Origin of the sequence: Methanobrevibacter sp. (assembly GCF_015062985.1) — an archaeon.
In the GTDB taxonomy this organism is placed as follows: Archaea; Methanobacteriota; Methanobacteria; order Methanobacteriales; family Methanobacteriaceae; genus Methanocatella.
The window spans coordinates 1-8,737 of sequence record NZ_SUTI01000034.1; the positions used below are offsets into that span (position 1 = coordinate 1).

Genomic DNA, 8,737 nt, shown 5'->3' on the forward strand with positions numbered 1-8,737 from the left:
AAAAATAAAGAAAAATTCAATATTTAAATAGAAAAAATAAGTAAAATTATTAAATTAAAGATTTATTGACAAATCCCATAAAAATAAAAATAAGAATTTTAAACCCACAAAAACAAGAAAAAAAAACTACGAAAATCACATTCAAAATAAGTACGCCCAACTTGCAATTCATCCACAACCTAAAAGAGGTCGTGGTATTCTTGCATAATTAAGATAAAGACAATTTCCAATTGGAATTGTCATGGCATGAGGTGCATGGTATCTGCTCGAAAATAACATTTCGCTCACAAGAGGATGTTAAATATCGAGAATTCCCAATTTCTTAAAAGTTGGCGGAAGTTAATTGAACTATTATATATAAAATTTGCTGATTAACTCAAATCAATTAAAATGAGCATTTCTAAAAGCCAAACTTTATTTAAAAGTAAATTCTAATATATAAATAATTATTTAATAAATTATGGGAACCCTAATATTTGAATCCTATATAAATCATGATTATATTAAAGAAATAGGATTCTACATCTCAAAGACATTAACGAATTTTGATAAATTTAAAAAATAGGGATTTGAATGAATTATGATTATGATGTTGTTATCGTTGGTGCAGGACCTGTTGGTTCAACGATAGCATTTTACCTTGCACAAAACGATTTAAATGTAGTGATGGTTGAAAAGAAAACACATATAGGATATCCGTTACAATGTGCAGGAATTTTAAGCAAACATATTTTTGAATATAATGAACTGCCTGATGAAATAATAATAAACACAATTAATGGAGCATTTCTCCATTCCAAAAACCATATTTTAAATGTCGGGACAGATGAAAGTGTAGCTTATGTAATTGATAGGGTGGGTTATGACCAATTTTTATCAAATCGTGCAATTCAAAATGGCGTTAGACTAATCAATAAAAAAGTTATTGATGTTGATATTGAAAAGGGGATAACTTATTTTTCAGATGAACAATCCATAACCTCAAAAGTCATTATTGGATGTGATGGGCCCAATTCCACTGTATCTAAAACTATTGGAAATATGCAGCAGAATTTCAATGCATCCCAAATTCTTGTTTCAATAAATGATGAAGATATGGACAATTTTAGAAAATCAAATAGAAAATCAGTTGATTATGTCGATGTGTGTTTTTATGAAGATATCGTACCCGGTTTTCTATGGATTATTCCTCTTCAAAACAATACTTGTAGAGTTGGATTGTTTTCCAATTATTCCCACAGACAGCAAAACACAATTATAACAGACTTCTTGAATGAAAATTTTGAATATGAAATAATTGAAAAATATAAAGGGTTCATTCCTATTTTCAATAACAAAAATCAATTGGTTAAAAAAAGAGCAATACTAATAGGGGATGCTGCATCACAAATTAAACCCACCACAGGTGGAGGATTATTGATAGCATTCGATTGCTGTAAAATAGCTAGCAAATACATTACTGATGCAATAAAAAAGGATAATATGGAATTGTTGAAAGGATATCAAAAAGAATTTAATAAAAAATATTCAAAGGAATTTAGCTATCAATTTAAAGTACATAAAACTTTAAATTTATTTAATGATAACGATTTAGATTATATTTTTGAAAAAGCGAAAGAAAGTGATTGTGAAAATATTATTTCCGAGTATGGGGACATGGACAATCAGTCAAAAGTTGTAAAAGAATTTATAAAAAGAGGTTTAATATTTAAAATTACTCCAAAATTTCTTTTCAAAAAAATAATGAATATATTTGGATTTTAAGTGAAATTAATGGAGTTATTATGTATTCGATTTCAAGACATTCCTGAATTACAGTTATCAGAATAAAAAATGATAATGGTGAAAGAATAACAGTTAATGATGTTTCCAAAGAAGTTCATAGAGATTTAAAATGGTGGGATCATGCTTTTTAAAAAGATGTTGAGGGACATTTCCGATTACAAATTTCAATTCATTTCAATCTTTTTATTGGCATTTTTGGGAGTATTTCTATTTTCAGGGATTAATGCGGAAGAAATGGGTCTTGAATCAAGCATTGATAATTATTATGATGAAACCAATATTGCGGACGGTTGGATTTATTCACCATATCTCAATGAACTTTTTCTAGAACAGGTATATCTGCTTGGGCCAACCACCCAAATGGAAAGACAGCTGGTTTTGGATTCGCTGGCAGAACTTGATGACAATCCGGACATCACGCTGCATTTTGTTGAAAACAATACAATGTCCAAATTTTATTTGATTGAAGGGGAAAATCTAAACATTAACGATTCGGATGGCGTCTGGTTGGATAAGGATTTTGCTGATGCGAGAAATCTGGCAGTGGGAGATAATATCACATTCAACTGTGAGGGCATTCAAATCGAAAAGGAAATTAGGGGATTGGGTTACTCTCCGGAATATGTTTTCAATTTGCCTAGTCATTTGATAAAACAGAATTTTTCCACACATGGCTTTGCCTATATGTCTCATAAGGCTTTTCCATCAGATTCTGTACCTTACAATGTTTTGAATGTTAAATTTGAGGGGAATCCTGAAACTTTTGATAAGCTGCTGGAATATCGTCTGGATGGATATTACAATTCATTCCTGCAGAAATCCGAACATCCAAGTGTAAGTGAATTTGACAATGAAATCAGCCAGCATAAAATGGCTGCAGATATTTTCCCATTTGTGTTCATTCTGGTTTCTCTGCTGATTCTTTTATCAACAATCAAAAGGATGATTTCACATCAGAGAACCCAAATAGGTATCCTGAAGGCCAACGGATTTGGAAACGGCGCCCTTATTATACATTATCTTTCTTATGGTGTATTAACAGTTTCTGTAGCATCAATACTTGCTTTGATTTTAGGACCTATCATATTGCCTAAAATATCATATGTTGCAGTGTATGATACGTATAGATTGCCTTATCTCAATCCTGCAGGTTTCATGAACTTCATCCACATAGTTGTTATAAGCATATTGATGTCAATTTTTGTTTCATATTTTGCAATTAAAAATATAATTAATGAGCCTCCTTCAAGCATGATACGGCCTGATGTGCCAAAAGCATCAACTTCAACTTTCGTTGAAAGATTCAGAATCTGGAATAGTGTTCCATTCAACATCCGTTGGAATTATAGGGATTCAAAAAGACATAAGTTCAGAGCATTGATGACATTTTTGGGGGTGGTTGGATGTACTGCACTCCTGATTTCGGCATTTGGATTGAATGATGGAATAAACGATTCACAGGATTGGTACTTCAATGAAATCAATCATTTTGAATCAAAATTGGTTATCGACAAGGATGTAGGATTGTCTCAAATTGATAATGTTGCACGAAAGGTCAATGGTGACAAGCTGATGGAATCATACATTGACATGGAATCTGCCAATGCAAAAACTTCGGGAACGCTTCTTGTTTTAAATGAAACGGATTTGATTACTCCAACGGATGACAATCATGAAAAAATAAAAATCAATGATGAAGATATTTCTGTTTCAAAGAAAATTGCTGATTCGCTGGATATACGTGTTGGGGATACTCTCAAGTGGCACATCAAGGGTTCGGACAATTGGGTTAATGTAAAGATTGACAAAATACATGCTGATCCTTCTTCTCAGGGATTAATCATTTCGGCCAGTAAATTGGATGAATTGGGATTGAATTTCACGCCAACAAGTATCATAACCTCCGAACATGTGGATGGAGAATATGATGGAATCAAAGCAGTAAACAGTCTTGAAGATATGAAGGACAACTGGAATGAACTTTATCAAAGCGTATTGATTTTGGTTTCCATATTGATGTTTTTCGCCATTGTTTTGGCAGTTGTCGTTACATATAATTTGCTTGCATTGACATTTCTCGAAATGGAATATGACATCACAATTCTTAAGATTTTGGGCTTTAGCAATTGGGCAGTGACAAAACTGTTGGCAATCCAGAGCCTATTTTTTATAAGTTTAGGCATCTTGCTTGGCATTCCTTTAGGTTATTATATTCAAACAATAATGTGGGCGTCATCAAGCAAAAGATTTTATCAAGTAGCTACATTATCATCTGCAAACTTGATTTCAACCTGCATAATTATTTTTGCAGTCTCAATAATCGTAATCTTTATATTTTTCTACAAAATCAAGAAATTGGATATAGTTGAAGAATCTAAAATTCTTGAGTGACTGAATGGTGTAAATTTAGTTTTAACAGATGCAGTATCTGGATTAATTTCACAGAATCAATAGATGATGTGATATCACTAATTTAATGTAATTACTTCCTTTTAAATGCAGCCTTCAGGCGCAATCCACTTAAGTGCAATATGCTAGTTGTATATGCAATGAAAAAGGCAAAAAGAAGACGCTTGGATTCGCCGAACATCCGTTCATCAAAAATAATTGGAGTTTCCACTACTTTAATCTTTTTTTTCCTAGCGGATTTTTTAATTTTCAATTTCAAAAGCACTTCTACCACAATATCAAAATGCTTGTTGGTCAGCTCCGGTTCCACTTCTTTTAGCCTGCAAGTATGATACAAACGAAAATCAGTAGTTAAATCTTTTGCAGGAATTCCCAGCACAATGCCATATACCTTATTGAGAAAACGAGAAATAATCTGTGAAATGAGGGAGTCATTACTCACTCCACCTTCCGTATAACGGGAACCGATTGCCACATCTGCATGCTCACTCATAAAGATATGATAAATGTCGGGAATATATTTCGGATTGTGTGATCCGTCACTGTCCATAATAAAAAATTTCTGATACTGTGCAAAACGGATGCCTGTATGAAATGCATCGCCAAAGCCTGTGGCTTCTTGATTCACATAGCGTGCACAGTTTTCTTCGCAAACATCTCTGGTGTTGTCCAACGGTTCCATGGAATCCACAACAATAATCTCGTAGGGTTCCCCGCATTCCTCCAGTTTTTCTTTAATCTGCGGCAGAAGCACACGTAAGTTTTCTTCTTCCTCGTAGGAAAGCAATACCATGCTGATTCCGTTTTTCAAAACCTCAGACATATTAATCATATTCCTTTATCTAACATAATAATCTTCAATGCAGACTGTATCCTCTAAATAAGGTGTTGAAACTTCGTGCAACAATGTATTTTCGGTTGCAACAATTGAATGCACAACACCAGGTTGAATGCGGATGCTATCATTTTTTGAGAAATATTCCTTTTTGTCTTCAAATTCAATATAACCTGACCCGGATAGGATGTACATTGTTTCATCCTTTTCAATATGGTAATGAAGAGATGTTCTAAATCCTTCCTTGATGTATAACTCTTTTGTCAAATACATTTCAGTTAGGATTAAAATTTTTTCATATCCCCAAGGTTTATCTGTTTTATTTTCATATTCCTTTTTTACAGCTTCTAATTCTTTATAAGTATCTACTGCAATCCAATAGATTCCATTTTCTTTAAAATAGCCCAAATTATTTTCTTTTGCAATAGTTGGGAAATAAATTTTTTCTATGTCTCCAGTCTTAAACTCACCAAAATCTATTTTAGATTTTGTGAAATAAATTCCTCCATTAATGTAATAATCTTCAAGAATAGGTTTTTCCTTAAAGGAAACTAAACGGTCACCATTCATTTCAACAATACCATATGGAGATTGCATTTGTGTGACAAACATGATTACCGGCAGTGATGATTTAACCCCATATTCAATCATTGCTTTTATATTAACATCAGAAACAATATCTCCATTGCGTATAATGCATTGTTTATCTCCGTTAATTGCTTCCATTCCTAAGCGAATTGCATTTAATGTGCCCAATGGTTCATCTTCAATTACATAATGGATTTTTACTCCGTTGTATTCATCACCATATCTTTCTTTAATTTTCTCATGTAAAAATCCTGTAAGAAGATATACTTCATCAACACCGGCATTTTTAAAATCGAATAACTGTTTGTCTAGAATTGTATAATCATCCTTAATTTCAATTAATGGTTTTGGTACTGTTTCTGTAACTGGCCTTAAACGTTTTCCCAATCCTCCGCATAAAATCATTCCAACAGTTTCCATAATATCTCCTTTTGGTTATATCTTATTAATTAAATATTAATCATATGATATTTTAATTTTTCTCCTAAATCATGATTTTATGAAAGGAGACCCGTACTGCCCGCACTGCGGAGCTCATCTAGTATGGAGCGATGATTACCACTCTAGAGACAGACCTGACATCCCTTATTTTGAGGATGATTCTTTAAAAGAAGCACAGGAATATGAAAGAAAACATCAGGAATACCGTAAAAAAATATGCGATACCTACAAAGTTGAACTGGAAGATTTAGACCTCAAAGACGGTTATACAGAATACATTTTCCTTAGAAAAACTCCCTACTACACATTAAGAATGGTTGCAACAGACCAGTACGGTCAGATGATTGGGATTAAAACGGACGAAACAACTGTTGATTTTACAAAATTAGAACAAAACAGAGATTTTCAGGAAATGGTCAAAAATCTGGGCAGTTACCAGCTAAGTGTCGACAAAAACAAGGATGTAATATATGTCGCAACACAGGATACGCTTTACCAGGCAGATATGGAAAACCGGAAATTAATAGTTCTAAAAACAAGGGATGAGGCCTAACATGACAATGCAGGCAAAAAGCGATATCAAAGTTGAACAGATAGATATAACCGAAATGAATGCTGATGCAGTTGTTAATGCGGCCAACAGAAAACTTGCAATGGGAGGTGGTGTCTGCGGAGCAATATTTAAAAAAGCAGGTCCGGCCCAGCTTAAAGAAGCATGTTCGAAATTTAAAGGGTGCAAAACAGGCCATGCCGTAATCACTGCGGGCTTTAACCTTAAAGCAAAATATATCATTCATGCAGTAGGTCCTATCTGGAGAGGAGGTGACGGCGGTGAAGCGGAACTTCTATTTGATGCATACAAAAATTCTTTAAGGCTTGCAAAAGAAAATAACTGCAGGTCAATTGCATTTCCACTGATTTCATCAGGAATATACGGATATCCTAAAAAAGAGGCATGGGAGATTGCAGTTAAATCCTGCATGGATTTTATTTATGACAATCCTGATTATCCCATTGAAATTGTTTTTGCAGTTTTAAGCGATGAAAGCAGAAATATGGGTGAGACGACAATACTTAGTGCAAAACACCATAATGAGCATCAGTGAAAATATTGTGATTTTTAATCAGGATTCAAATTTCCAATTTAATCTCATCAAAAGTCAGATAGGGTATTTTACTATTTTTAACACCATTTTCGAACCTTATAAATCCGTCTTCCTCCAGTCTTTTAACTTTTGGCTGGATATTGCTGACATCCTTATTTATCTTTTTAGCTAAATCCCTTATGCTTCTTGGTTTTTCATGTTTAATAGTATTTAAAATAATCAAATCCAAATCAGACAAGGACAATTTATTTGTTACCAAACTTTCTGTCGTTTCAATCATTTCATCAGGATTTTGACTGTAATATTTCCAGTTTTCCAAATCCACATACATTTTCATATTATTGGTTCGTTTAAACAGTTTTTCCAATTCACTTAGAGATTTGTAAGTTTCTTCCATTTCACGAATGAATTCATGGCCGTTCTGTTTTTTAACTAAAGTAATAATCATTTCAACATCTCCATTAACTCTTCAATATCAAATACATCTGAAATATTTAAGTAATCTTTAATTATTTCATAGATTTTTTCACAATCCTTGAGTGATAATTCAACTTTATACGCATGATTTTTAGGATCTGGATGAATATGTGCTTTGCCAACATGATAATTGTCAATTAAAATATTATCCGGCATTATAATAATAGACCACCCGTTTGGCGTTTTTACCTTGTAGAGAATTTTATCACCTATTGTGGTTTTATTTTGTTTTTTTCTTGTCATGTAATATTATATTCATTGTAGTATTTATATATTTGTTGGTTTTAAACCAACACAATTATATATTATTGGATAAATTTAACAATACTAAGTAAATTTTATAAACCAAAACAAAATTTTAATAACAAACTAAAAATTTAAAAGAAGGTACAACCATGACTAGAAATAATGAAAATTTTGCGGATCATAATCATTTCAAAAGAAATTTGAAACCTCAGGTTATCGAAAAAATTCTTAATATGAATTTTGACTGCAAAGAGATTCATCTAGAAAACTTCATCGAAATATGTGAATTTTGGGATATTGAAACAGATTACTGTATCAAAATAAATAATAAAACAATAAAAATATAACATAGTTATAAAAAATTCAAAATAAAAAAATTAGTTTTGGCGGACGCCCATAATATAAAAAAAATCGGCTGCAACTTCAATTAGAATGTCTTTAACAATTCGGAAATGATACTCCCTTCGCCGTCTTCAAATCTTTGGTTTTGATATGTAATTAATCCCAGATATGTTTCTAACATTAATCCATCGGAAGATATTAAGGAAAGTAGAAGAGATTTTCTATTTTTCAACAATTTTCTGTATTTCTCCAATATCCATATTAATCAAATCTGCTACAACTTCAATAGAGAATGTCTGTAATAATTTGGAAATTATACTCTTTTGCCCTTCTTCAAATCCTTCATTTTTAATCTGTGCAATTAATCCCTGATATTTTTCTGCCATGTTAATCATCACCAATAGATTTTTTGCTTTGTAATAAGCGAATAATTAAAATCTAAATGTTATTCTATTTGAAATACTGAAAATATTATAAGGTTTTTAAGAAAAAAGTAGAAAGCGGAGTT

General features: G+C 32.2%; 9 protein-coding genes. 4 read left to right on the forward strand and 5 right to left on the reverse strand.

Features of this window, described 5'->3' with window-relative positions; all coding sequences use genetic code 11:
- Positions 1-573: 573 nt before the first annotated feature.
- On the forward strand, positions 574-1,764 hold the full coding sequence (locus tag E7Z77_RS09420; RefSeq protein WP_292753407.1) for an NAD(P)/FAD-dependent oxidoreductase: 1,191 nt from the start codon (positions 574-576) through the stop codon (positions 1,762-1,764).
- 141 nt (positions 1,765-1,905) lie between these two features.
- Complete coding sequence (locus E7Z77_RS09425) at positions 1,906-4,176, forward strand: ABC transporter permease (protein ID WP_292753410.1); 2,271 nt, start codon at positions 1,906-1,908, stop codon at positions 4,174-4,176.
- 91 nt (positions 4,177-4,267) lie between these two features.
- On the opposite strand, the gene E7Z77_RS09430 is transcribed toward E7Z77_RS09425, so the two are convergent.
- A complete protein-coding gene (locus E7Z77_RS09430; protein ID WP_292753412.1) occupies positions 4,268-5,017 on the reverse strand; it encodes a glycosyltransferase in 750 nt (249 codons plus the stop codon).
- Between the two features lie 15 nt (positions 5,018-5,032).
- Positions 5,033-6,040 (reverse strand): sugar phosphate nucleotidyltransferase, encoded by a 1,008-nt coding sequence (locus E7Z77_RS09435; protein ID WP_292753429.1) that lies wholly within the window; start codon positions 6,038-6,040, stop codon positions 5,033-5,035.
- Between the two features lie 76 nt (positions 6,041-6,116).
- Here E7Z77_RS09435 and E7Z77_RS09440 point away from each other — a divergent pair, with 76 nt between their 5' ends.
- Positions 6,117-6,611 carry a hypothetical protein gene (locus E7Z77_RS09440; RefSeq protein ID WP_292753415.1) on the forward strand — a complete coding sequence of 165 codons (495 nt, stop codon included), beginning with the start codon at positions 6,117-6,119 and terminating at the stop codon, positions 6,609-6,611.
- Positions 6,601-7,164 (forward strand): macro domain-containing protein, encoded by a 564-nt coding sequence (locus tag E7Z77_RS09445; protein ID WP_292753418.1) that lies wholly within the window; start codon positions 6,601-6,603, stop codon positions 7,162-7,164. The genes E7Z77_RS09440 and E7Z77_RS09445 overlap by 11 nt, the downstream gene beginning before the upstream one ends.
- A 25-nt stretch (positions 7,165-7,189) precedes the next feature.
- On the opposite strand, the gene E7Z77_RS09450 is transcribed toward E7Z77_RS09445, so the two are convergent.
- From E7Z77_RS09450 to E7Z77_RS09460, 3 genes are all read right to left on the reverse strand, one after another.
- A complete protein-coding gene (locus E7Z77_RS09450) occupies positions 7,190-7,612 on the reverse strand; it encodes a MarR family transcriptional regulator (protein WP_292753420.1) in 423 nt (140 codons plus the stop codon).
- Complete coding sequence (locus tag E7Z77_RS09455; RefSeq protein WP_292753423.1) at positions 7,609-7,884, reverse strand: hypothetical protein; 276 nt, start codon at positions 7,882-7,884, stop codon at positions 7,609-7,611. The genes E7Z77_RS09450 and E7Z77_RS09455 overlap by 4 nt, the downstream gene beginning before the upstream one ends.
- 566 nt (positions 7,885-8,450) lie before the next feature.
- Positions 8,451-8,624, reverse strand: coding sequence for a hypothetical protein (locus E7Z77_RS09460; protein ID WP_292753426.1), 174 nt, complete (start codon positions 8,622-8,624; stop codon positions 8,451-8,453).
- Between the last annotated feature and the right edge of the window lie 113 nt (positions 8,625-8,737).

Bases quoted from the DNA above. Each gene is read 5' to 3' on its own strand.
- E7Z77_RS09460 (WP_292753426.1), bottom strand. From the start codon at position 8,624: ATGATTAACATGGCAGAAAAATATCAGGGATTAATTGCACAGATTAAA.
- E7Z77_RS09425 (WP_292753410.1), top strand. From the start codon at position 1,906: ATGCTTTTTAAAAAGATGTTGAGGGACATTTCCGATTACAAATTTCAA.
- E7Z77_RS09440 (WP_292753415.1), top strand. From the start codon at position 6,117: ATGAAAGGAGACCCGTACTGCCCGCACTGCGGAGCTCATCTAGTATGG.
- E7Z77_RS09420 (WP_292753407.1), top strand. From the start codon at position 574: ATGAATTATGATTATGATGTTGTTATCGTTGGTGCAGGACCTGTTGGT.
- E7Z77_RS09455 (WP_292753423.1), bottom strand. From the start codon at position 7,884: ATGACAAGAAAAAAACAAAATAAAACCACAATAGGTGATAAAATTCTC.
- E7Z77_RS09445 (WP_292753418.1), top strand. From the start codon at position 6,601: ATGAGGCCTAACATGACAATGCAGGCAAAAAGCGATATCAAAGTTGAA.
- E7Z77_RS09430 (WP_292753412.1), bottom strand. From the start codon at position 5,017: ATGTCTGAGGTTTTGAAAAACGGAATCAGCATGGTATTGCTTTCCTAC.
- E7Z77_RS09450 (WP_292753420.1), bottom strand. From the start codon at position 7,612: ATGATTATTACTTTAGTTAAAAAACAGAACGGCCATGAATTCATTCGT.